General features: G+C 53.7%; 23 protein-coding genes. 2 read left to right on the plus strand and 21 right to left on the minus strand.

The features are described 5' to 3' along the window. Nucleotide 1: 1 nt before the first annotated feature. The 14 genes from QMO62_RS07195 to purT all read right to left on the minus strand — a co-directional run bounded on the left by QMO62_RS07195 (nt 2) and on the right by purT (nt 16,268). Nucleotides 2–892: a TIGR01777 family oxidoreductase gene (locus tag QMO62_RS07195; RefSeq protein ID WP_284644883.1), complete on the minus strand. Its 891-nt coding sequence runs from the start codon at nt 890–892 to the stop codon at nt 2–4. A gap of 105 nt (nt 893–997) precedes the next feature. Beyond that, on the minus strand, nt 998–1,801 hold the full coding sequence (locus QMO62_RS07200; RefSeq protein ID WP_284639827.1) for an alpha/beta hydrolase: 804 nt from the start codon (nt 1,799–1,801) through the stop codon (nt 998–1,000). 33 nt (nt 1,802–1,834) lie between these two features. After that, nucleotides 1,835–2,176, minus strand: a complete 342-nt coding sequence (ytxJ, locus tag QMO62_RS07205) for a bacillithiol system redox-active protein YtxJ (RefSeq protein WP_284639829.1) — start codon at nt 2,174–2,176, stop codon at nt 1,835–1,837. 22 nt (nt 2,177–2,198) lie between these two features. Then, nucleotides 2,199–2,708, minus strand: coding sequence for a metallophosphoesterase (locus QMO62_RS07210; protein WP_284639831.1), 510 nt, complete (start codon nt 2,706–2,708; stop codon nt 2,199–2,201). A 100-nt stretch (nt 2,709–2,808) separates the two neighbouring features. Beyond that, on the minus strand, nt 2,809–4,941 hold the full coding sequence (locus QMO62_RS07215) for a hypothetical protein (protein WP_284639833.1): 2,133 nt from the start codon (nt 4,939–4,941) through the stop codon (nt 2,809–2,811). After that, nucleotides 4,938–5,840 (minus strand): ATP-binding cassette domain-containing protein, encoded by a 903-nt coding sequence (locus QMO62_RS07220; protein WP_284639835.1) that lies wholly within the window; start codon nt 5,838–5,840, stop codon nt 4,938–4,940. Before QMO62_RS07220 ends, QMO62_RS07215 begins: the two co-directional genes overlap by 4 nt. A 17-nt stretch (nt 5,841–5,857) precedes the next feature. Next, a complete protein-coding gene (locus QMO62_RS07225; RefSeq protein ID WP_284639837.1) occupies nt 5,858–8,767 on the minus strand; it encodes an FtsX-like permease family protein in 2,910 nt (969 codons plus the stop codon). 11 nt (nt 8,768–8,778) lie between these two features. Continuing rightward, the gene (locus QMO62_RS07230) at nt 8,779–9,819 is read right to left on the minus strand and encodes an efflux RND transporter periplasmic adaptor subunit (protein ID WP_284639839.1); all 1,041 of its coding nucleotides are present in this window, start codon (nt 9,817–9,819) and stop codon (nt 8,779–8,781) included. Continuing rightward, nucleotides 9,806–10,513, minus strand: coding sequence for an ABC transporter ATP-binding protein (locus tag QMO62_RS07235; protein WP_284639841.1), 708 nt, complete (start codon nt 10,511–10,513; stop codon nt 9,806–9,808). Before QMO62_RS07235 ends, QMO62_RS07230 begins: the two co-directional genes overlap by 14 nt. Nucleotides 10,514–10,639: 126 nt before the next feature. Next, nucleotides 10,640–12,136 (minus strand): response regulator, encoded by a 1,497-nt coding sequence (locus QMO62_RS07240; protein ID WP_284639843.1) that lies wholly within the window; start codon nt 12,134–12,136, stop codon nt 10,640–10,642. After that, nucleotides 12,133–13,854: a sensor histidine kinase gene (locus QMO62_RS07245; protein WP_284639845.1), complete on the minus strand. Its 1,722-nt coding sequence runs from the start codon at nt 13,852–13,854 to the stop codon at nt 12,133–12,135. Before QMO62_RS07245 ends, QMO62_RS07240 begins: the two co-directional genes overlap by 4 nt. Nucleotides 13,855–13,936: 82 nt before the next feature. Further along, on the minus strand, nt 13,937–14,209 hold the full coding sequence (locus QMO62_RS07250; protein WP_284639847.1) for a hypothetical protein: 273 nt from the start codon (nt 14,207–14,209) through the stop codon (nt 13,937–13,939). Nucleotides 14,210–14,282: 73 nt separating this feature from the next. Beyond that, a complete protein-coding gene (locus QMO62_RS07255; protein ID WP_284639849.1) occupies nt 14,283–15,071 on the minus strand; it encodes a TIGR00266 family protein in 789 nt (262 codons plus the stop codon). A 21-nt stretch (nt 15,072–15,092) separates the two neighbouring features. After that, a complete protein-coding gene (gene purT / locus QMO62_RS07260) occupies nt 15,093–16,268 on the minus strand; it encodes a formate-dependent phosphoribosylglycinamide formyltransferase (protein ID WP_284644884.1) in 1,176 nt (391 codons plus the stop codon). Between the two features lie 205 nt (nt 16,269–16,473). Between purT and QMO62_RS07265 the strand changes: the two genes are divergently transcribed. Then, nucleotides 16,474–16,800: a winged helix-turn-helix transcriptional regulator gene (locus tag QMO62_RS07265; protein ID WP_284639851.1), complete on the plus strand. Its 327-nt coding sequence runs from the start codon at nt 16,474–16,476 to the stop codon at nt 16,798–16,800. A gap of 400 nt (nt 16,801–17,200) precedes the next feature. Here QMO62_RS07265 and QMO62_RS07270 read toward each other — a convergent pair whose 3' ends face one another. Next, nucleotides 17,201–17,398 carry an aspartyl-phosphate phosphatase Spo0E family protein gene (locus QMO62_RS07270; RefSeq protein WP_284639853.1) on the minus strand — a complete coding sequence of 66 codons (198 nt, stop codon included), beginning with the start codon at nt 17,396–17,398 and terminating at the stop codon, nt 17,201–17,203. Nucleotides 17,399–17,566: 168 nt separating this feature from the next. On the opposite strand from QMO62_RS07270, the gene QMO62_RS07275 reads away from it, so the two are divergent. Then, nucleotides 17,567–18,259, plus strand: a complete 693-nt coding sequence (locus tag QMO62_RS07275; RefSeq protein WP_284639855.1) for a response regulator transcription factor — start codon at nt 17,567–17,569, stop codon at nt 18,257–18,259. A gap of 66 nt (nt 18,260–18,325) precedes the next feature. Here QMO62_RS07275 and QMO62_RS07280 read toward each other — a convergent pair whose 3' ends face one another. From QMO62_RS07280 to QMO62_RS07305, 6 genes are all read right to left on the minus strand, one after another. Further along, a complete protein-coding gene (locus QMO62_RS07280) occupies nt 18,326–19,051 on the minus strand; it encodes a hypothetical protein (RefSeq protein ID WP_284639856.1) in 726 nt (241 codons plus the stop codon). Between the two features lie 139 nt (nt 19,052–19,190). Next, the gene (locus QMO62_RS07285) at nt 19,191–19,676 is read right to left on the minus strand and encodes a hypothetical protein (protein ID WP_284639858.1); all 486 of its coding nucleotides are present in this window, start codon (nt 19,674–19,676) and stop codon (nt 19,191–19,193) included. A gap of 26 nt (nt 19,677–19,702) precedes the next feature. Then, nucleotides 19,703–20,350: a trimeric intracellular cation channel family protein gene (locus QMO62_RS07290; protein ID WP_284639859.1), complete on the minus strand. Its 648-nt coding sequence runs from the start codon at nt 20,348–20,350 to the stop codon at nt 19,703–19,705. A 10-nt stretch (nt 20,351–20,360) separates the two neighbouring features. Continuing rightward, nucleotides 20,361–21,437 carry a Gfo/Idh/MocA family protein gene (locus tag QMO62_RS07295; RefSeq protein WP_284639861.1) on the minus strand — a complete coding sequence of 359 codons (1,077 nt, stop codon included), beginning with the start codon at nt 21,435–21,437 and terminating at the stop codon, nt 20,361–20,363. Nucleotides 21,438–21,590: 153 nt separating this feature from the next. After that, nucleotides 21,591–22,262 (minus strand): response regulator transcription factor, encoded by a 672-nt coding sequence (locus QMO62_RS07300; protein WP_284639863.1) that lies wholly within the window; start codon nt 22,260–22,262, stop codon nt 21,591–21,593. A 1-nt stretch (nt 22,263) separates the two neighbouring features. Then, a complete protein-coding gene (locus QMO62_RS07305; protein ID WP_284639864.1) occupies nt 22,264–23,655 on the minus strand; it encodes a sensor histidine kinase in 1,392 nt (463 codons plus the stop codon). Nucleotides 23,656–23,660 lie beyond the last annotated feature (5 nt).

Below are 23,660 nucleotides of genomic sequence, written 5' to 3' on the forward strand. Positions count from 1 at the left end.
ATCACTTTCCTACCAAATCTTCCAGCGCCATCTCCAGAGTCGGATAGCGGTATTCAAACCCGTGTTCCAATGCGGCCTTCGGCAGCACGCGTTGTCCCTCCAGGAGCAGCGTCGACAGCTCGCCTAACAGCAGCTTCATGGCAAATGCCGGAACGGGAAAAATATAAGGCCTCCCCATGACTCTTGCCAGCGTTCTCCCGAATTCATCGTTCGTAACCGGCTGAGGAGCCGTTGCGTTGACCGGCCCCTCCAGGCTGTCCTGACGAATGCAGTAATCGATCAACCGGCAAATATCGGTTACATGGATCCAGGAGAGCACCTGCCTGCCGCTTCCGATTCGTCCTCCGACACCAAGCTTGAATGGCATTGCCATTTTGGGAAAGGCCCCCCCATCGTTCCCCAGAACAATGCCCACACGCAGAAGCACGATGCGTCTCGCGTGGATCTGCTCGGCAGCAATCTCCCATTGATCCACTACGCCGGAAAGAAAATCGATGATCCGGGGCTCACTTTCTTCGGAGAATGTTGCTGTCTCCGACACCCCGTAGATCGAGATGCCAGAGGCGTTGACCAGCACAGGCTTCTGGCGAAGCTGGTCGACCGCAAGGCCGATTCTTCGGGCCGCATCCAGACGCGATTTCATAATTCGTTCCTTCGCCTCATCCGTCCAGCGTTGATTGATGGATTCCCCGGCCAAATTGACAATGGCATCCGTTCCCTCCAGAAGCTGCGGCTCACGCTCCAGCTCCGACCAAGTCAACACGGGAACCGTCGACAGGCCTGCCGTTTGCTTTGTCCGCGAAATCAGGACGACGTCGCACTTTTGATCAAGCAAATACTTCACCAAATGCTGTCCGACAAAACCGGTACCTCCGCTGATGGCCACCTTCACAAGCATTCCCCCACTCCAGGAAATCACTTCATGTAACTATTATAGCGCATGAGCCATAGGAACAAAAAATCCGCATAACAGCATGAAAGCTGCATGCGGACTTGCTTAGCAATCCGTTAGGGCCCATTGCCGCTCCAGAAACTGCAGCGCCTCCGGCAGATGCCCGCCGAAATAATCCCAGGTATGCTCCCCTTCAAATTCCATATATTCGAACGGGTATTGCAGTGCCTCCAGAACATACTGGAACCCTACATTCATAGGGTATAAATAATCGTTTTTGCCGCAGTTGAAATGCAGCGCCGGACGGTTCGGCAAGCTTGCGGCACGCTCCGCCAGCACGTGCAGATCGTATTCCTTCGCATAAGCGCCGTGGACCGGACCGATCATCCGCGCCGCATCCGAACGGTGAAATTCCGGAGCAAGGAACTTCGAAGAAATCATCGCTCCCGCGATGCTTGCCGCCGCTCCGAACAGCTCAGGATGGCGGAGCGCCAGCATGAAGGCGCCATAACCTCCCATGGACAGACCGCAAACATAGCGCTGCGAGGATTCCGCGACCGTACGGAATTGGTCATCCACCAATGGGATGACATCCTCGATCAGGTAATCCTCAAACCGACCCGTGCCGTCATACCAATTGAGGTAGAATGTGCCTGTGCCGTAGCCTCCGTCACTCGGCATCACTACGATGCATTCCCGCAGCTGCCCTTCTCCGATCATCCGGTCCAGCGTTTCCTGAGCCTTGCCGTTCTGGAGCCAGCTCCATTCCGAGCCGTGCAGGCCATGGAGCAAATAAATGACGGGATAGCGTCGATCAAGGCTTGCTGCATAGCTTGGCGGCAAGTAGACGTTACACGTTTTACGAGCATAAAGCGCGCCGGAGAAAAAAGGTACGGTCTGAACGCTCATCGTCGACATCTCTCCTCTCCCATGAGGTAAATCTTAATCCAGAACCGCAGTCATATGTGCCTTGGTGATCGACCAATGGGACGTGTTCCAGACGGTTTCTTTATTTTTAATATATAAAATTTGCGGCGATGCATGCTTCACACCGGTATCCTCCGCAATTTGATTCGATACCGGACGAGATTCAATGACCTTCACCAGGAAGTAATCCACGCTCTCGTTAGGCGATTTGCCCAAATAGGTCTCATATTCCTCCAGCGCGTTGAAGCTTACAGGACACGCCGTGCTGTGCTTTAAAATAACAAAGGGCTTCTCGGAGGATCCCTCCAGCAGCTGTTCCCATTCCCCATTCGTTGTAATTTCCTTCCATTGGATCATATCGATCACCCTCCTGGTCACGTTATACGCCGGCCGTCGACGATTTATCATCATAATAATAATGCTCGGCTTCGATTGTTTTACCCAAGGTCAGCACCCCGTAGGAATATCGTGGCTGTCTCCTTTTGTCTGTGGGCGATCCGGGATTAAAGAGCAGGATACCCGCGCGGTTCTCCAGATACGGTATGTGAGAATGGCCGAAAACAATCACGTCTACTGCCTCGGATCGAAAAGACGCAAACGCCTGATCCGGCGTAGAACGGCCCCCGTCGCCATGAACGATACCGATGCGGTGACCGGCAAAGGTCAGCAGCTTCTTCCGTCCCAAGCGGGCGGCCAGCTTCTCACCGTCGTTGTTGCCCGCCACCCCGTCCACGGGAGCGATCGCGGCGAACAGCTCTATCACCGACTCATCCATCCAATCGCCGGCATGCAGGATGGCGTCGACTCCGCTTAATCCTGCCACGAGCGCATCCGGCAAAGCCTTCGCCCGGCCGTACATATGCGTATCCGAGACAATTCCCAGCTTCATTGCCGCCACCTCCAGCCCAGTGCAATTGTTGTACTATTTTACCATAGTTTCGGTGAAAAAGAAAAAGCACCCCGCGGGGTGCCCTTCATGACAATAGGCATCAGTCCATAATGGTGAACCAATCGATGGCTTTGCTTGCGAGCAGCTTCTTCTTGCCGTCCAGCTCGTGATATACGTTGATTTTATACTGCTTCAACTGACTTACTCGATAGATCAGATTATTGTCCTGTTTGACCATTTTGTACTCGTATTCTCCAACCGTCATCTTGCGGTCCTTATCCTCCGGAGCCGTCTCCAGATAAAACGATTCGCTTATGGAAACCTGCCCTTTGTTATCCTCGAATTCAATGATCAGCTTGCTGCCGTCCGTATTCTTCTCGAAGTAGTAATCCCGTTCCAGCAAGTACCTGAACTGCACCTTAAGCTCCTTGCTGTCGAGCCAAGTGGTCAGATTGCTCAGCGTTAGCGTATAAGGGTAAAATTGGATTGCCTTCAATGAGTCCTTTGGACCGTCCGGTTCCTTAGGCAATGCCATTTCCACTGCATTCAGATAGAGCTCCGGCTTCTCCTCCGTACCGCTCCAATGCTGATCCGTCACCGATTCGCCGATCAGGAGACGGAGGTTCGTCGTATCCATATCCCTAGGAACCACTGCCGTAAATCCCACCAGAGCATGGCCGCTCGGATTCAGCTTTTGCTTCACCTCTTTGACCTTCGTGGGGAAGAGCTGATCGCTTGGCGTCTTTAAGAAAGCGGTAAGCTTAGGTACCGGCGCGGCGCGCTTCTCCATATTTTCGGCATCCACCTGAACCTCGACCAGCTTGGAATTGGAGTTGACGTAGGTATTGACTTGATAGGGCGCATACCGGGCTTGTCTTCCTGAGCCGAGTATCGGCTGCTTGACGCCCACCGGAATTTGCTGGATCGCCTGTCCTTCTATAGGCAGGAGGAATCGTCCGATTTCTTGGGAAACCGCGCTGTCTCCCGACTCTTGAAGCACCAGCTGAGCCGTGCTGAACGGATAGGTATAAGGAATTTTGGCGACGATTTGCATGTGCACCTGCTTCTCCGCAGGTACGCCGAGGGCACGGTCAACCATAACCGCCTTGGCTTCTACCTTCACCCCGTTGTCCAAGAGAAAATAGGGCTTGATCGCCGGGAACGGCAAGGCTTCTCCTTCATGATGGGAAAGGGCGACCTCCGCGCTCAAGATATCGACATCCTCCCAAGGCAAGCGCTGCAGCTTTTCCACCTGGAAGAAATAGGTTCCCGTCAAATTCGTGTAAGTGACCGGATCACCCAGCGCGGCTGCTTGCTCTTGAGCTTCGGGTACGAATAATGCCGCCACCGGAACGTTAAGCTTCTGCTCGGACGTAATCGCCGTCGGCTGCTGAATCAGAAGCTCCAGGCCGCCCTGCATGGCGTCCGCTGGCAGCATGGCTCCCTTCAGCTGCAGCTGGACCGGCACATGAGGGGTCAGCAGCTGCTTGTCGGACGGAATGACCGGCTCGAGAGGATACAACAGCCCCGAAGCCGTCTTGAGCGAGAACTGAAGCCCCGGCAGCTTCAAGCCCACCTGCCCCCGGTTAGTCAGCTTCAGCGTCATGACACCGGAAGCATACTGCTCCCTGGGCTGTAGATGCCATCGTGTGACCTCAGCGTCTACGGCAAAGCTGCCGAAAGCCAAAGTTCGCGAAGCTGCGGATTCGGTTAGAATTGGCTGCGCCTCCTCCGGAAAAGAGATCGCGCCAACCGTATCCTCCAGCGACTTGCTGGCATAGTTCCAGCGGGTCACGCGGAATCCCAGCTCGCTTAACGCGGTCCCTTCGTTCACAGGGGCGTAAAAAGAGAACTCAACCCTTTGCCCGGCGGGAATCTCCTTCTTCGCTTTATCCTGAGGAATCAGCTGCGCCTCGAACTGCAGTCCTGCTGCAGTCTCCGGCCGCACCCAGTAGTCCAGGAACGACAAAGCGCGATGTGAGCCGCTATTATCCACGGTGACCGTGAAAAACAGCATATTCCCGTTTTCTGTCGGTACGATGACGGCATTCTTCAGCTCAAAGGCAGCTCCGGCCCCAACCGCCAAGGCAGGCAGACGGGCTGCCTCCTCCAGCTGATCCCGCTGATACGCCGCTACCTCCGCTTGCAGCGGCAAGGCTGTCCAGCTACTTCCGGCGGCAGCTGCAATGAGGATGGAGAGCACCGCCTTCGTCCATGTCTTATTTCTCTTCACTTTCCCTTCTCCTCCTTCACATCCGGAGGTACCAAGACGATCCGGCCGCCCTCCAGCTCCACTCTCACTTTGTTTGACTCCTTCAGCCCGATGGATTGAAGCAGGTCGGCAGGAATTTGCAGCCGTCCCGCCCTGTCGATAACGGCATACTCCACATGAGTATCCTCCCCGTTATCTGCGGACGCGCCGGCTTCCAGCTCAGCCAGCTCATCGGCATAGGATCTTCGGCGGATGATCTCCGACGAGGTTTTGCCGTCCCGAATTGCTACGACACGGTCCACCTTCTTGGCCAGCAAGGGGTCGTGGGTTACGATGACAACGGTAAGCCCCATGCTTCGATTCAGCTCGCGGAACAGATCCAGAATCTGATTGGCCATCCGGGTATCGACGGAGCCCGTCGGCTCATCCGCCAGCAGCAGCTTCGGCTGATTGGCAAGCGCGATGGCAATCGCTACCCGCTGCTGCTCCCCGCCTGACAGCTGATTCAGCTTATTCCCCCGCCGGTGGCTTAGACCGACCGCCTCCAGCAGCTCCAACGCGCGTTCCCGTTTCCGTCTGCCCTTCAGCAGGACGGGAAGCTCGACATTCTCCTGCGCCGTCAAATAGGGGATCAAATTTCGGGCATTGTTCTGCCATACGAACCCCACCGTCTCCCGCTTATATTTCACCAGATCCTTCTCGGTGAATTTCAGCAGATCCTTTCCGTCCACCGTCAGCTGTCCTGCCGACGGGCGGTCGAGCCCGCCCAGCATATTCAATAATGTCGACTTGCCGCTTCCGCTATTTCCGATAATCGCCATCAGCTCGCCGGGCTCAACGTGCAGATCCAGCCCTTGGAGGGCTACGACCTCGAGATCCGCCACCTTATAAATTTTGACCAGATTGTCACAGTGGATCATGAATGTGAAGTCCCCTTCTAATCCTCGCCAAGTTTAACGGCTTGATGGATTTTAATTCGCGACAGCATGGATCCAAGGATCGTCAAGCCGATCGCCAGCATCATCACAACGATAATCAGCAGCTGCAGCTGATCCTGCGGATCAAAGGTCACCTCGAACGGCGGCACCTGAGCCGAGGATTGCAGCGAAAGCTGAAACATCGGCACAAACAAACGGCCTGTTACAACGCCGAGCATGAGCCCGATGCCAAGCGCCGCTCCGGAGGTCATCAGCTGCTCGCCGATCAGCATCACCATCAGCTGCCGGAACGAAATCCCCATCGCCCGAAGAATGCCTAGCTGAAGAACGCGAGAGGACAGCGACAGGATCCAATACAGCAAAAAGCCGCAGAAGCTGATAATGATAGAGATGAGAAAGCCCAGCGTCATAACGCCGTTAATGGCCAATTGAAACGGATCATTCTTAGCCAGTATCAGCTGCTGCCTGGCATCCGTCAGCTGCTCGACCGGTATGCTCTTCTGCTCCAAGGCATCATATAAGGTCTGGCTTGAGCTGCCTTCCTTCATCTTGAGCCATACCTCATAGGGCTCAAGCGCCATATTGTTCTGAATATACGAAAGATGGCCGACAATCAGCATCGGATACTGCACCTTCGCATTTTTGTTATTGCCCGTAGTCGTGGCGGCCGGGCGAGAACCGAAGGCAGGGTTCGGATTCCACGACGGCCAGTAATCGACAATGCCGTATACGGTAAAGTTTGCGGCCTCTACGCCTCCCCAGCCCGCCGAGATACGATCTCCCGGCTTCAGGTTGTGGGTTTCCGCCATCGTTCTGGAAATAAGTACTGCCGAAGGCTCTGCTGCAAGAACATTCAAATAATCATAGAAATGATGCTCAAGCAGCCCGTCCCGCAGCCAGGACGTCCTTCCGAAATCATCGGTATCGATGCCCATAAGCAGCGCGGTTCCCCGATCCTTGCCGACGGTAAAGGCGACGTCCTTCTTCTGGAACACCTTCGCCGCATGCTCCACTCCCGGAAGCTGTGTCAGAGGAAGGAAGGGCGGCTCTGAGAACTGCACTTTTTTCTTCACGACCGGCTCAGCCGGTAATGCCTCCCCTTCCTCAGGCGCCTCTCCGCCGCTTATCGGCTCCGGAGGGGCATCATTCTCCCACTTGATCTTGAGCGTGATATCCGCTCCCGTCTTGTACATAATCTTCTCGCTTGCATTCTTGTTGATGGTGCGCGCCGCACTGGCGCTGAACATGCCCGTTGCAAGCGTTACGCTAAGGAATACCATAATGGCCTGGTATTGTGTGCTTGACCGCCCTACCTGAAGCAAGGTTGAATAGAGGGACGGCGGCCACCATTTCCGGCCGACGGTGTAGATCGCCTGAATCAACAATGGATAAATACGAAGCATCAGGAATGAGCTGCCGAGAATGAACAAGGCCGGTACCAGAAACAGCAGCGGGTCCATCTGAAGATCCGCGGCATCGAGTCCAAGCGCTTTCATGTCGGCCATACGCCGCTGAAACGTGACGAGACCATAGATCGACACACCGACGAGAATCAGGTCCACCAAATATTTATGCCAGAAGGACAGCTTCTGTCCTCTCGCCATTTGCTGCTTATGTCCCACAATGGTTGCTCTCGTGGCGAACAGCACCGGCAGAATCGTCATCAGTACGGAGACCGCTACCGCTATGAAGCCGTATTGAAACGCCTCTCCGCTCAGCTTCACCTGCAGCGCCGCCCGCTGTACAAATTCCAGAAATCCGTTGGACGCTCCCAGCACCTTGGTCAGCGTGAGTCCCAGGTAAGGGCCAATGGCCAACGCTACGGCACCAAGCAGCAGCCCTTCCAACAAATAACCGATGACGATCTGTAGACGACTGGCTCCCCGGCTGCGCAGTACGGCGATTTCCGTCTTCTGTCGTTCCGTGATCAGGTTGGATACCATGAACAAGTAATACCCAAGCATGATCATAACGGGGACGTTGAGCGACCAGAGCATCATCCGCAGCTTCTCCTCCTTGGCATAATAGCCCTGCAGCGTGGTAAGCGCAGGCGCCTTCATGGACGTACCGTTGCTGAAACGATTTATCAAAAATGCTTCCGTCCGGTTGTACACCTGGATAAACCGGGTAATGGATTCCAGCGTCATACGGCTGTAGTCCGCCGCAGCATACCAGATGCTGGAACGCACAGGGAGTATTTTGTCCTCCGTAAAATGCTTCTCGAACGTTTCGAAGGGAACCAGGAAGCTGCTTTTATAAGAGGAAAGCACGTTATACCAATACAGGTCGTCAAAGGACTTGCGATCGACGACGCCGACAATGCGAAATTTTAATGCAGCCGGTGCGGACGAATCCTCAATGACAAATTCATTGCCCACGACGGCCTTCAAGCCCGTCAAGCTTTCTTCAACGACCAGCACCTCATAGACGCCATCCACCGGCTCCGGCTTCGGCCAAGCGCCGTCCTTCAAAACGGTGTGCTTCTCCATTTCGCTCAGCGCCACCACATCGACGACACGCTGAACGGAAGGGTCCAATCTTGTCGGATCGGCGGGCGCCAGCTTATACCGGTCTGTGGAGCGCTCAATCACATAGCTGATGATCGGCAGATCAAAGCCCGGCAGCGCACTCTCGCGCATATATCGGTCCGTTTCCTTGATTCGTTCAAGTCCCTGCTCTAACGACATTTCCCCGGTCAAATAGGCTGACGACCAAAATACGCCGGGATAAACCTGCTGCATTTCCTGCTGCAGCTCCAAATCCTTAATCAGCATTCGCTGCAAAATAGCGCTCGTATAGATGGGCATACTGCTGGCCAGCCCGACAGAAATGACTAGCCCGAGCAGGAGACTGAGCTCCAGCCATTTATTTTTGGCCATTTTGCGCACGATCATGATCAGTAACGCCACGAAGTGTCACCTCAATTGTTCAGAATTACCTTTTGGCCTTCCTTCAGCCCTTTGCGGATTTCCACTTCTGTGGACGATACGATCCCTTTCTCCACATCGATTTCCTTGCGGCTCTCCCCCTCAAGCACCTGTACGTAATCGCGTCCCATATAGGAGCGCAAGCCGACCTTAGGGATGATCAGCACGTCCGATCGCTGCTCCGTTACGATAGTGAAATCCGCATTGTTGCCGATCTGCACCTCGCTTGGAAGCCCGTTTACGGTAAGGACGACGGTCTTCGCATTTTTATCGGAGATCGCCTTAATATCCGACTGCGGTGCCGTAGCGGGAATTTGCACGACCTTCCCTTCGTACTCCTTCGATTTGAACTTTACGGTAGCGGGCATGCCGACTTGGATTCCCGTCAAATCGTTCATATTTGAAAATTCATAGGCCAGCTTCATCTTCGTCGGGTCAGCAACCGTGATCAGCTGTTTATATGCCGTTACGGCATCGCCCTGCTTAATCGGGTCTATGTACGTAACAATTCCGTCAACCTTGGAAACGAGCTTCGTTTTCTCCAGCTGCTTTTTTAGAGAGTCCAGACCGAGCTGCTCCTTCTCTACGTCCAGTACCTTAAGCCGAATGGCCATCGCGTCGCCGCGCTTCTCTTCTTTCGCCTGCTCCAGCGCGATTTGTGCCTTTTCCAAATTAATTTCCTGCTGCCTTACCCGGTTCAGCAGATCGCCCTTGTCCAGCTCAGCTACGACATCCCCCGCCTTCACCGTGCTGCCGAGACTGACATGCATGGCGGCCAGCCGCCCCCCCGACTCTGAAAACGATAAATACTCCAGCCGATCCGAGGCAAAGGTCGCCACGCCGCTGACCTGCTTCTTAATACTGCCTCGCTTCACCTCATACAGCTCGAAATTTTCCTTGACCGGCTTTACCAAGGGCGGCTTTAGCGCCTGTTCTTCCTTCGGCAGCAGACCGCAGCCGGTAAGTGCTATCAACACCAGCAAAGGAACTGCGATTTTCAGACGGCCTGCCCGCAGTCTCTTATTCTTCCACAATGTGTCCATCCTCCAATGCGTACACCTGATCCACAATCTCCATGATCGCCGGATCGTGCGTAGTCAGTATGATCGTCATTCCTTCCTGATGCACCAAATCCTTGAACACCTTCATGACCTGCAGCCCCATCTTGCTGTCAAGCTCTGCCGTCGGCTCATCCGCGAGCAGCAAGGAGGGCCTGTGAGCAATAGCTCTAGCTATCGCCACGCGCTGCTGCTCTCCTCCGGACATTTCGTAAGGCCGGTGCTTCATCCGGGCCTTTAAGCCTACGAATTCAAGCGCCTGCTCAGCATATTCTCTGCGCTTGCCGCTCGCGATGCCGGCAATGCGCAGTCCAAACTCCACATTCTCGTAGGCCGACATGAAGGGAACCAGCGCAAACGATTGAAATATGAGTCCGAGCTGTGTGCGCCGAAATTCGTTCCGCTTCTTGTCCGGCCAACCCGACATTTCCTGCCCACGGTAGTAGATCGCCCCTTCCGTAGGGCGGTCAAGCGCTCCGAGCATGTTAAGCAGCGTAGTTTTGCCGGAGCCGGAGCGTCCCCTCAGCGCCACCAACCGGCCGGGGGCGATGCACAGATTGGCACCGCGTAGTGCATGCACGGCGGAGGAGCCTTTGCCGAAGGTGCGCGTAACATGAGCAGCTTCAATAATGGGCTCTTGCGCCGCTGCCGCAGGATATGAATAATCCATAGAAGCCTGTTCCTCCCCTTTTATACATGTAAGCGTTATCTTACTTTACTGTAAACTTATTCCGAAACAAAAAACAGACACCAATTTGTTGGAAAAGGTGTCTGTTTGTTGGACATCGTCCCTGCTCTAGGCCCGGTCTGCGTACTCCTTCGGGCTGCAGCCGGTGTAACGTTTAAACGTCTTCGTAAAGGCCTTGGCATCGGAGAAACCGACCGCCTCCGCAATTTCGTACACTTTACTGCTCCCCGCCACCAGCATCCTCTTCGCCGCCTCCATGCGAATCCGGGTTAACGCCTCCGATAACGGTTCTCCTGTCTCCTTGCTGTAAAGATCGCTTAAATAGCTTCGGCTAAGCCGCACATGCTCGGCAATATCGGTGGTGCTGATCGGCAGATGGAAATGCGCCAGCATATAGTCCGTCGCTTTCCGGATAAACGGATTTCGCTGTCCGCTCCCGCTCCCATCGAGGGCTGAGCTGCGCATCAATAGGGAGAGCTCCTCTTCAAACCACGCCATCACGCCGGTAAAATGCAGAAATGCCTCCCCTAAGGCCAACTGGTTCAGCTCTTCAAACTCCGGAGTCTCTCTCCGGGTCATCGCTGCCGCCAAAGCCGCCGTCTCCTTCAGAAAGGCGACGGCTCGCCGCGGCATCGGCCGCTCCGTCTGAAGCCTGCGGCTAAGCTCTCCCGTCCAATGCGTCACCGCCTCCTGATTATTACCTGCTACGGCACGGAGCAGATTATGCCGCTCCTCCATCGGAAGAGATGCTTCCGTCCGCTCATCCGCGGAGAAATCAATTCCGTAAAACCGGCTTCGGTGTATCTGCAGATGCCGACGATACGCAAGAATGAGCTCCTGCAGCGTCGCAATGCCTTCCACCGAGCTGATCTCACACTCCTTAGCGGCAATACCCCAGCACTCCCTTGCATAAGTCAGGAACAATCCTTCCGGAGCTTCTGAATGACTGGTACATAACACCAATACCTCCCGTTCTCCGAGAGGGCACCATACCTCCGCCTCCGGCCATGCCCGTTCTATCCCAAGCTGGTCATCGCCTGCATGACGCAAAAGCATGGATGCATAGGCAGAAGCCGACTGGGCGGGGAAAAGCGCCGATTGAAGCTCCGCCATGGCTTCTTGAGAAGCATTGCCTTCCAGACAAGGTCTAAGCGATAGACCGAGCTGTACCGCCCGGGTGCGTTCACTGCTTTCGCGCCAGAGCTCGCGCTCAAGCCTTCCCCGGCGCTTTTCCAGCAGCGCCTCTTTCGCCTCCAGCAGCACCTTCATCAAGGATTCGGGCTCCATGGTCGGCTTTAGAATATAATCGTGTGCGCCCAGCTTCATCGCCTGCTTGACATAATGAAAGTCATCAAGACAGCTGAGCACCACCATCGCACCGTCAAACCGCTCCTCCTGGAGCTGCTTGATCAGCTCAAGGCCGTCCATCCGCGGCATCAAAATATCGGTGACGACAATATCCACGCCGTCTTCCTTCACCGCCTTGAGCGCTTCCGCGCCATCCTCCGCTTCACCGTGCCAGGAGAAGCCATGGGCTTCCCAATCCATCATCGTCTTTAGCACCTGCCGGATGATGGGCTCATCGTCGACAATCAATACGTTCATGCGCGCTGCCCTCCGCTATGATGTACGGGAAGCGTTAAACGCACAAGCGTTCCCTCCCCCGGCTTACCGAATAAATGCATATGGTACCCGTTGCCGTAGTACAGCTTGATTTTCTCACGAATATGCCGAAGTCCGATGCCGCTCATTCGCTCGCGGACCCCGCTTGCGGCCCTGCCTCCCGCCGCTTCCTCCTGCCTGGGCTCGTTCAAGCCGATCCCGTTATCTTCCACCTCGCAGATCAGCAGCTCTCTTTCCGGCTCCACCCAGACCCGAATGGAGATGAGGCCGTCCTTCTTCGCGGGCTCAATCCCGTGCACAATCGCATTCTCCACTAGAGGCTGAAGCAGCATGCAGGGCAGCAGACAATCGCTCGATAGAGGATCTACCTCGATACTCAGCTTGATCTTTTCCCCATAACGAAAGGTTTGTATATGCATATAATCACGGAGCAGCTCGACCTCTTCCCGAACCGTGATGAAATCGCCCTTCTTGCCGAGGCTCGCCTGCAGCAAGCGAACGAGTGCCGTTACGACTTCGCCGATTTGCGGCGTGCGGTGCATTTTGGCAACCCATTTTATCGTATTTAATGTATTGTATAAAAAATGCGGATTCAGCTGATATTTCAGCGCCTCCATCTCCGCTTCCTTCTTTAAGCCTTCCTCGCGCTTAACCTGCTTGATCAGCTCCTCCAAACGGTTCAGCATCTGATTGTAGCCTTCGCCAAGCTCGTTCAGCTCGCCGGCCTGTCTTCCGATCCAATAGGCCTTAAGATCTCCGAGTTCAGCCCGTTTCATGAGAATACGCAATCGCTCCAGTGGTCCGGCAAACCGCTTTTTATACAAAAACCAGCTTACTAAGAGCAGCAGCATGAAGCCCGCAGCGTAAATCGTCAGAGTCATATAGAGGAGCTTCCGTTCGTAAAAAGAAAACTGCGTAACCGCTTCCACTCTAGTGTACCATGCCACCTGCGGAACATCGAGCCTTTCGCGAAAGGCATACCGGCTTCCTTCCTGTACCAAACCCGTATCATAGTCGGCTGGAGTGATGATGCGGGAGCCGATATCCTCCCGGTCCTCCGGATGACGGGAAAACAGCAGCGTTCCCTTCTCATCATATAACAGCAGACTGGAAATCGCCGGACCGTCGAAGATGTCCTGCAGCAGCATCCTCGTGTTCACCGAGAGCAGCAGCACCCCCTTCACCACGCCGGAGCCGCGATCCCACACCGGTGTTGCATGAATGAGCTCCGCCGCGCGGCTTTGCTCCCCTGGCTGCTGAACGGCTGGAAACAGAAGTCGCTCGTTTCTCGTCATCGCGGGAAAGGGTTGTGAGCTTAGCTGGACTCCTCCCGGATCAATGGGAGTACAGAAGACTCCGCTGTCTTGTGCCCGAATCAAGCAAAGCTCGTTCACATAACTGACGTCGCCTGCATAGCTGCGCAGCAAGGCGTCCAGCAGCTCCCTCGCCGGCTTGTCCTCCGTACTGCCGCCGCTCAGGGTAAAGCGCTGAACCGCGGTCTCGCCTGCGAGATGACGGGCTAGGAGATCCAGCTCACCTACCTTTTGCTCAATACGTGCATTGGTTTGCTTCTGCCAGGATTGAAGACTTTGCCGGGTATCCTGCAAGTGAGTCGACCTCATCAGCAGGTAGACGGCGCCGGTCGTAACGGTTAGGAGCAGGAGAAATGAAAGTCCGAGATATAGTAATAAGCGAAACAATGGCTCTCTCTCCCTGACCTCGAACGGTAGTATAGAAGAAAACCCGCGAGGCTTAGCAGCGCCTGCGGGTTTCCGTTGTTCCTTACGGTGTTCCGGTTAAGCTCAGCGCCTGATCCGAGATCGGCACAACGAATTTCGACATGCAATTGCACAGGAAATCCTTGCGGCAGATCGGGCAAGGCTCTTTCTCCATACGGTTAATGTGCGTTACTCTTGGCGGCTGTCCTTCCGAGCCGATTTCAAAAGTAAGACGGCAGACGGTACGGTCTTTTAGTTCGGCAACAACCTCGAACAATCCGTTTTTCGGATTATGACTCACAATTTTGGCATCGACGACTTGTGGATTATATGCCATCTAACAGCACCTCTTTCAAATAATTGCCCGCAAGAACCTGCAGGGAAAGGTTGTAACTGAATGATAGCCTTTTTTATCTGTCTCCGTCAAGCAAGTTGCCGAGTCCGCCCAGAATACTGCCCTCTTCCTTGCGGCCGCCCGGTCCTGCAGCGCTCAGGACGCGATCTGCCAGCCTGCTGAAGGGTAGCGATTGAATCCATACCCGACCGGGTCCGCGAAGCGTAGCGAAGAAGAGTCCTTCGCCTCCGAACAGCGCGGTTTTGACGCCCTTAACGAATTCGATATCGTAATCGACCTCTTGGGTCATCGCTACCAAGCAGCCTGTATCCACCCGGATCATTTCCCCAGGCTTCAGAACGCGCTCACAGATTGTACCTCCGGCATGCACGAACGCAAGACCGTCGCCTTCGATTTTCTGCATGATGAAGCCTTCTCCGCCGAAGAAGCCCGCACCGAGCTTGCGCTGGAAGTCAATGCCGATCGATACGCCTTTTGCTGCGCAAAGAAAGGAATCCTTCTGACAGATCAGCTTACCGCCAAGCACGGATAAATCCATAGGCAGGATTCGTCCCGGATAAGGTGAAGCGAAGCTTACCCGTTCTTTACCGGAACCGCGATTGGTAAAGATGGTCATGAACAGGCTTTCCCCTGTAAGCAGCCGCTTGCCGGCACCAAACAGCTTGCCCATGAGTCCCTTGCCTTGATCGCTGCCGTCGCCGAAGATCGTCTCCATCTGGATGCTCTGGTCCATCATCATCATGCTGCCCGCTTCCGCAATGACGCTCTCGCCCGGATCGAGCTCGATCTCCACATATTGCATCTCCGAACCATTAATTTGATAATCGATTTCATGTGCGTTCATCTTCGGTTTCTTCCTCTCGCCTTAATATTCGATATGAAGCAGGCCGGCCGCTTCCTTAGCCAACCGCCGCGCTTCCTCTACCGTCTCGCCCGAGCTGAGGGCGACGGCCATCCGGCGGCCCACCTTCGTCTCCGGCTTCCCGAAAACACGCACCTGTGTGTTAGGAAGCGCAAGCGCCTTCTCCACTCCGCCGATCCGGAATTGCTGCGCTTCCCGGTCCGCCTTCAGCGTGAAGGAAGCTCCCGGAGTCAGTAATCGAATGGACGGGATTGGGAACCCTAAAATGGCACGCACATGAAGCGCAAACTCCGACAAGTCCTGTGACGCCATCGTCACCATTCCCGTGTCATGAGGCCGAGGGCTGACTTCGCTGAAATATACCTTGTCAGGCGCCAGGAACAGCTCCACACCATAAATGCCTGCGCCTCCCAGCGCATCGGTAATCGTCTTGGCGATATGCTGCGCTTCGGCAATTTGTGCTTCACTCATTTCGTGAGGCTGCCACGATTCGATGTAATCGCCGTCCTTCTGAATATGGCCGATCGGAGCACAATACGATGTACCGGACACGGAACGGACGGTAAGCAGAGTAATTTCGGAATCGAATCGAATGAATTCTTCTACGATAACACGAGCCTTCTTTGCCCGTCCGCCCTCCATGGCCAGGTTCCAGGAGGTATCCACATCCTCCGGAGTCCGGCATACGCTCTGCCCTTTCCCCGAGGAACTCATGATCGGTTTAATGACGCAGGGCGTGCCGATCTCCGCAACCGCTGACCTAAGCTCCTCCAAACTATCAGCGAACGCATAGCGGGCCGTAGGCAGTCCCAGCGTTTCCGAAGCAAGGCGGCGGATGCCTTCGCGGTCCATCGTCAGCCTTGCAGCCTGCGCCGTCGGTACGACGCGGTATCCTTCCGCCTCCAGCTCTACCAGCGTAGGCGTTGCAATCGCCTCGATTTCCGGCACGATCAAATCCGGCTTTTCCTTCTCAATGAGCTCGCGAAGAGCCGCACCGTCAAGCATATTAATAACATAAGAACGATGCGCCACCTGCATGGCGGGAGCGTTCGCATAGCGGTCTACGGCGATTGTCTCAACGCCTAGGCGCTGCGCCTCGAGTATGACCTCCTTGCCCAGCTCGCCTGAGCCGAGTAACATCATTGTTTTCGCTTGTCCCGAGTAGGGAGATCCATACATAAGGAAATCCTCCAAATCCATATAGTAATGATAGCTAGCCATTTGATCCTGCTTTCCAAGGGTGTCTAAGGTTGTTATACTGTAATCCGACAATTATTTCAACCAAAACCTTCCTCTTTGCCCGGATTACCTTGGGAAGAAACAAAAAGCTAACATAGATCATTAAAATATGATAAAATATAGGGAGAAAAAAGAGGTGATACCCATGGCAGAACAACCGCACCATCACCAAATGTGCCCGAAGTTCGAAGCCGCTTTCGAAATATTAGGCAAGCGCTGGACCGGTCTGATCATCCGTGCCCTGCTGGAGGGCCCTCGGCGGTTTAAAGATATTTCCGAGATGATACCCGGCATGAGCGATCGAATGCTTGCGGAGCGATTCAAAGAGCTGGAAGCGTGTGGACTGATCAGCAGACACGTATACCCCGAAACGCCGGTACGAATTGAATATGAGCTAACGGAGAAAGGTAAGGCTCTCCAGCCTGTAATGGAAGCTGTACAGCAATGGGGAGAATCGTGGGTTCAAAGATAATGAGGCAAGCAGTACCCGCACATGGATAGCCGCGCCATGGATACACTTATTCATAGTGTACTGGTTCGGCTATCGTCGTTACCGGGTAATAATACATACGTTCACCGCAGGCAGGGCATTTCATCCTTGAACCTTGACGTTCCATGTCATTCAACATGAGTGCAAAAGAAAAAGACGACTCATGATTAATCGTCTGAATGACATCCTTATGGTATACATAATCGCATTCCCGGTTACTGCAGCAGGCTCTTACTTTATAACAGCTGTTCATAGGAAGCATGCACTCCTGTCCGGCATCATTGGGACGGGGCTTCAAAACCGTAAACCGTCCTGCCCACTAGGTTTGCCCGGACTGCCGCTGTTTTATTCACAAGCAAACAGGTAACCATGCATTTCTATTTTAGCTTGCACAACGTGAAGAGGCTTTACGTTCTTCCTTCTGTCGTTTCATCGCTAGAAGAATAAGCTCGTCGAGCTCCATGCTCTTTCGGACAACCTCAGGATCGACCAAGGAGCAGCCTTGACCATTAACAAGCTGATCCAGATCATCTACGCAGGACTGAATGTGCTGCTGCAATTGGGGGGGTATGTACATCATATAGATTCCTCCTGTGGTCGATACCGGGTTACGCTTGTCCTGTGCCCGATCTCTTATGATGCTTTCATTATGAAGGATAATCTTTCAATAACATTCAGCCGCTTATTGGATTTTCGTTAATTTTTTTGCGACGGTCCTAACATTTCCCTAACAATTGAGGTGGTCTCGGTGTCTAAAGTGCTGCTGATTGAGGATGATCAGAGTGTTGTCGATTTGATTTCCATATATTTGTCGGAGGAACAATTTTTGGTTTTCAGTGCGGCCGACGGACAACAAGGCAAACGATTGTTTCAGGAGCTTCAGCCGGATGTGGTTATCCTCGATATTATGCTTCCGGATGCCAATGGGATTGATCTATGCAAGGAATTTCGCTTGGTATCAGAGGTGCCGATCATGATCGTTTCCGCCAAAAATGAAGTTTCCGAGCGGGTAAACGCCCTCATGGTCGGAGCGGACGATTATTTATGCAAGCCGTTTAGCATGCGCGAGCTGGCAGCCAGGACGACCGCTCTTCTCCGTCGTTCTTCGATGAGACAGCCGTACGGCGGACAAGCCGCGGAGACTCCCGAGAAAGCAAAGGATATCATGCTGGACCTGGAGAAGCGTTGTATTTACGTTCACGGCAAGCCGGTGGAAACGACGTTCTCCGAGTTCGAAATTATGAAAAGCTTCTGGATCCATCCAGGCAAAGTGTACTCCCGTGAGGAGCTATTGAACAATATCCGAGGCATCGATTCTTTCGTTACGGAGCGCTCGGTTGACGTGCATATTACGAACCTCCGCAAAAAAATGGAAGCCGACCCGAAGGAGCCTAAACATATCAAAACCGTATGGGGCGTCGGTTATAAATTCGAGGTATAAGCTATCGGAAGAGATGAAAACTCCCTCAGCCCTTATGTGAAGTGCATACAGGCCAAGGGAGTTTTTTTAACGTTCAGGAAAAGCGTATTGAACCATCGTATTAAACTCATTCACATAGTTCTGGAACGTGCCGCGTTCCTGCTCTTCCTTCGCGTAGAAGCGGAGGCGCTGAACAAAGTTCGCATTGGAGGTCGCAAACACTCGCTGACGATCAGGCATCGCCTTAAGCACCTCCATTTTGATGCGATCCTGCAGCGAATAGGTCATCCCGTTCGGGTCATACCAATTGATCTTCTGCGTTCCCAGCGCCCCATCCGCACCAAAGAGACTGACGCCTCCTTTATCCGTTACCTGATAGGCCATAAGCTCGGGGTTGGCTTGATGGTCCGGGTTTTGCCCGTCCAATACCGCCGCCACGTACGCATTGGTTTCGGTTAGCAGTACGATGGTGGATTGAATCCCGGGCAATTGGTTCAACCGTGCCGCCAATTGGGGATCAAAGCGTAATTTCTTCGTCAAATGGACGTTATTGTAGTCGAGCGCGGCCCAGCCGCGGTATTCCTCGCCCTGCCCTCTTTGCTGATCCTTGACCCACTTTTCTTTCACGCCCAGCGAATTATCTTCGTTATTTCGGCTATCTCGGTCATAGAGCGCATGAGTGCGCCGATCCTCCGCTCCTCCCCCGGGACTTGTGTCCCCCGGTTGGCTGTGACCGCAAGCAGTGACAGCCGCTATACACCCTGCGATGACGCCCATCCGTATCCAACGCCATGCTCCATTCGATTGGTTCATGCTGCAAGTCCCTCCTGTCTGCTAATGGAACATCTCTTCATTAGGATGAATCACCGGCGAAGAAATCATGCGGACCCTTAACAAAAAAGGGCTTGCCCTCGGCCTAACGGCCAAAAGACAAACCCATAGATGTAATGTCCTATTCCTTCTCGGGAGGATCAAACGATTCCAGCAGCTTGCGCAGTGCTTCCTCCGACCGTTCGCCGGACTGCTTGAACCGCTGCAGCTCTTCGACGATCGAACGTCCCACAATTTCACTCTCGTCTTGGTCGTTCATGTAGGAAGGGTCAAACCAGACATAGTCTCCCTCCGGACCGTTGCGCAGAAAAGCATGATCCCAGAAGTCGGGATATGAGTATGGCTGCTCTCCAAACATCATACCCAGCACAGCATCGCTGTCCAAAGGCATCAGGTGGTGGAACACTTCCTCCTCCCCTGCCCCCGGTCCTATAGCTGCCAGATTTCTGTGAACGTATGCGTAATGCAAATAATGCTCGCCGGTATCGGAATCTTTCGATATTTCATAAAGCTCCAGCTCGTCCTGACGAAGCTCGTGAACGGTGGATATCCTCTGCTGAAGCAGCTCCGACGGCACCCGTGTCATTTCCTTAAACGAATCGCTCATTGTCGCATTGAGCCTCCTGTCGGGATTTAGTTTCTCTTAGGTGTCGGCTCCTCATGCAGCCGCAAGGTGCGCCGCGGCAAACGCCACTTGAAATACACGGACATGAGCCGGAGAATGACGATGAGAGCGAACAAGGCGAGCAGGGGCCAAGAGCCCTGAAACCATCCCAGCCCGATAACAAGACCTGCCAGCATGCCCCAAACCGCATAGATTTCATCCCGAAGCACCAGCGGTTTACGGCCGGCCAGCACATCGCGAATGATGCCTCCGCCGATCCCTGTCATCATGGCCGCAACAATAACAGCGCTTAGAGGCACATTCATCTGCGTCGCATAAAGCGCCCCTTGGATGGAAAAGGCGGATAACCCTATCGCGTCGAAAATAATCTCCCACGACTTCCACCTTCGAATCCAGTTCACGGGAAAAATAAAAACGATAAAAGCGGCAATCAGCGCTGTTTTGAGATAAAAGCCTTGGTTCCACAAGGTAGGGACAGGGATCCCGATCAATACATTACGGACGACCCCGCCGCCAAAGGCGGTAACAAAGCCTAGTACAAAGACGCCAAGAATATCGTATTCTTCCTCCATCGCCACAACGGCGCCGGAGGTTGCAAATGCAATCGTTCCGATAATGCTGAAAATCTGTAAATTTAATTCAAGCATGCTGTCCATGATGTTCTGATTACAAGCTCCAATCCAGCTTTACGACCTCGCCGCTGCGAGAGGACTCGTAGATGGCTTCCAGGACAAGACTGTTGGTCAGTCCGGACATGGCCGAAGTGATCGGTTCCTTTCCTTCCTTAATGCAATCGATAAAATGCCGGCTTAACCGCTGACGCGCTCCTTCATCGTTCGCCGGAGCCGTAAGCTCGACATCCGCCGTCCGATCGAAGAGCTCGGTATGCAGCTTGCCTTTGCCTCCCGACAAAGAGGCGCCGCCGTCGGAACCCATCAGATAGATGTAGGGCCCATTATCAACAAAGCTGGTATGTGCCGCCCAGCTTACATCCAGCGACAAGGTGCTGCCGTCTTCCATTTTGATCAAGGCGGTTGCCAAATCTTCTACATCGTAGGCTCCGTTCCAATCCGGCTTGCCCCATGTGCCAATCCCTTTCTTCTTCGGTCCGAACTCTGCGTAGGTCGTACCAAACACGGACACCGGCTTCGGGCTTCCCATGAGATGTAAAGAAAGGTCCAGCATATGTACGCCGATATCGATGAGAGGCCCTCCGCCGGCTTTGTCCATCTGGGTAAACCACGTTCCCCAGCCTGGAATCCCCTTGCGGCGAAGCCAGCCGGTCTTCACGTTATAGATTTTCCCGAGGGCCCCCTTCTCTACCTGTTCCTTCACCTGCAGATTCAGAGGCTCCCAGCGCATCTGATGAGCCATCATCAGCACCTTGTTCGACTCCCGGTGAGCTCTAACGATCGCTTTGGCTGAAGCCGCATTAACCGCCATCGGCTTCTCCAGCAGCACATGTTTGCCGGCCTGCAGCGCGGCGATGGAGATCGGTGCATGCATTTCATTCGGAACGCAGACGATTACGGCATCGATTTCAGCATCGGCCAGTAACGCTTCATAGCTTGAATAGACCTTCGGAATGCCATATTCCTTCGCGCGCTGCTCGGCCAGCGGGGCATAAGCGTCCGTTACTGCGGCAATAGCTGCATCATTCAGCTTGATGAACTCTTTCATGTGCACGTTTCCAATATTGCCGGCCCCGATGACGCCGATCTGAAGCTTGTCGTTTGCACTCATTTTCCTCTCTCCTTGTACGATAAAAGTGATGATCGATGTAAATAAACTGTACCTACTATACCATAATTTCCCGAAGTGCGTTATCAAAAAAAGCGACATCCGCAGGGAAATTTGTCTTTCCCCCTTCCTGTCGCTTTCCTTCCTTATTAACATCTACAAAAGGCCCATATCCTTCGCTTTCTGCGCAGCTTCTTTGCTGCTTTTGCCGCCGAGCTTTTTTAGAATGTTCCCTACATGCACCTTGATGGTACGAATGGATACGACGAACGTATCGGCAATCTGCGTTTGGGTGTGCCCTTTCTCGATCAGATCCAGCACCAGCAGTTCCGTAGGTGTCAACAGATTGCGCAGCTCCTTTACTCTAACCTCATGCTCAAGCTGCTTCAGCCGGCGAAACTCTTCCCTCATCTGGGCCGCGACGCTCGGATGAATGGCGCTCCGGTTGACGTAAGCGCTTCGAATGACGTCCGGGATCTCCGTATAATTGGACTTGACCATATAATCGACCGCACCGGCTTTAAACGCCTCAAAAATAAACTCTTTTTCCTCCATGGAGGACAGCATCACGACGCGGGCTCCGCTGCACTTCACGATCTCGGCCGCCGCCCATAGCCCTTCAGGACTATCGGACATCATAATATCCATCAGCACGACGTCGGCATCAAGCCTCTCGAGCAGCTCTACCGCAGTTTCGCCGGAGGACGCATGGCCAATTATCTCTATATCCGGCTGCTTGTTCAAATAGCTCTGCAGCCCGCGCAGCCAATCCATGTCATCCTCCACAATGACTACACGTATTTTGGTGTTTGCTGTGTTTGGTTCCATACTAGACCGACTCCCTCCTTGTTATCGGAGCTTTTTTCTTGGGAAATTGCAGAAATACGCTAGTGCCTCGTCCCGGCACACTGTGAATGCTCATCGAGCCCTTATGCTTCTGAACAATATTATAACAGTAGGATAAGCCTAATCCGAAGTTCATTTTTTTCCCGGTTTTCGTTGTATAGAACGGATCGAACACCCGTTTTTGCTGCCTTTTATCCATTCCAGTGCCGGTGTCTTTGATTTCCATTACGATGTTACGCTTGGTTTCAGTCAATCGCAGCGTGAGAACTCCTCCTTGGGGCATCGCCTCAAGCGCGTTTGTTATCACATTCGTTACGACCTCCGTAAGCTGCGCCCTGTCTCCACAGAGCGTCCCCTGATACAGCAGCTGCTCTATCACTTCGACCCTCGCCAGGCCGGGAGCCAGCATACGGACACACTGCTGCAGCAGCTCCGCCGGACGCAGCTCCTCCGGCACCAGCTCTACCTCCTGAGTTTGGCCTTGAATCCTGTAAATCATATCATAGATATGCTGAGAGGCATTCATGATTACTTGGATATCCGCAACCAGGGCCTCCTTGTCGATAGGACCCTCCTCCTGCACATCCGACTGGATCTTTTCTCCGAATAGCCGGATTTTGCCCACGTCATTTTTGATGGCATGATTCAAAATGGAGGTTCCTGATGTGATCGCACGGAGCGTATAATCCAGCTTTTGATTTTGAATCGAGATTTGCAGACCCAAGAAGCCGTAGCGGAAGCTGGAAACAAGGATGACGGCGAGTGTAAAGGCGATAACGTAAGCATTGTAGCGCCACCATTCGTACAAGCCAAAGAAGAGCGGAAGCAAGTATAAGGTAAATAGAGCAAAAAATAAGGTTGGCGCTGCAGCGGTCGTCACGAGCATCCGGCTTCGCCGGAGGAAGGAATTGCGCTCCCTCCATGCGGAAATAAACAATAGGACGATTCCGCCTAAAATATAAGGCGTCGCCCAGAAGGCGACATAGGTGTAAGGGATCGGATCCGCCGGCTTAGTTTCCATAAACAGGGAGATGAGTACCGGAACCAGCAGGATCCAAGGAGCCCATCGCTTGCCTCTCCAAAAAGGAAAAGACGGATGATAAACCAAAGTAAACATGAGAAAGGTATAAGGCAATCCGTAATAACATACCAGTGAGCTTATATATTCCGCGTGAAGAAGGAAATCACTGACGTTATCGGTCAACCAGCCGCGAAGCAGGAAGTGAGGTCTCACATTGTCCGCAATGACTGCCGAAAGCCCCCCGGAGCCGCCGGTAAACGCAATGCTGCTCACCCAGCGGGTCGTCGCCCGCTTCGGGTCGGTAACAAGCAGTAAGAAGCCGATCGTCCAAAGACCGACCAGTACAAAAAGCATCGGGC

Origin of the sequence: Paenibacillus silviterrae, assembly GCF_030167925.1 — a bacterium.
In the GTDB taxonomy this organism is placed as follows: domain Bacteria; phylum Bacillota; class Bacilli; order Paenibacillales; family NBRC-103111; genus Paenibacillus_G; species Paenibacillus_G silviterrae.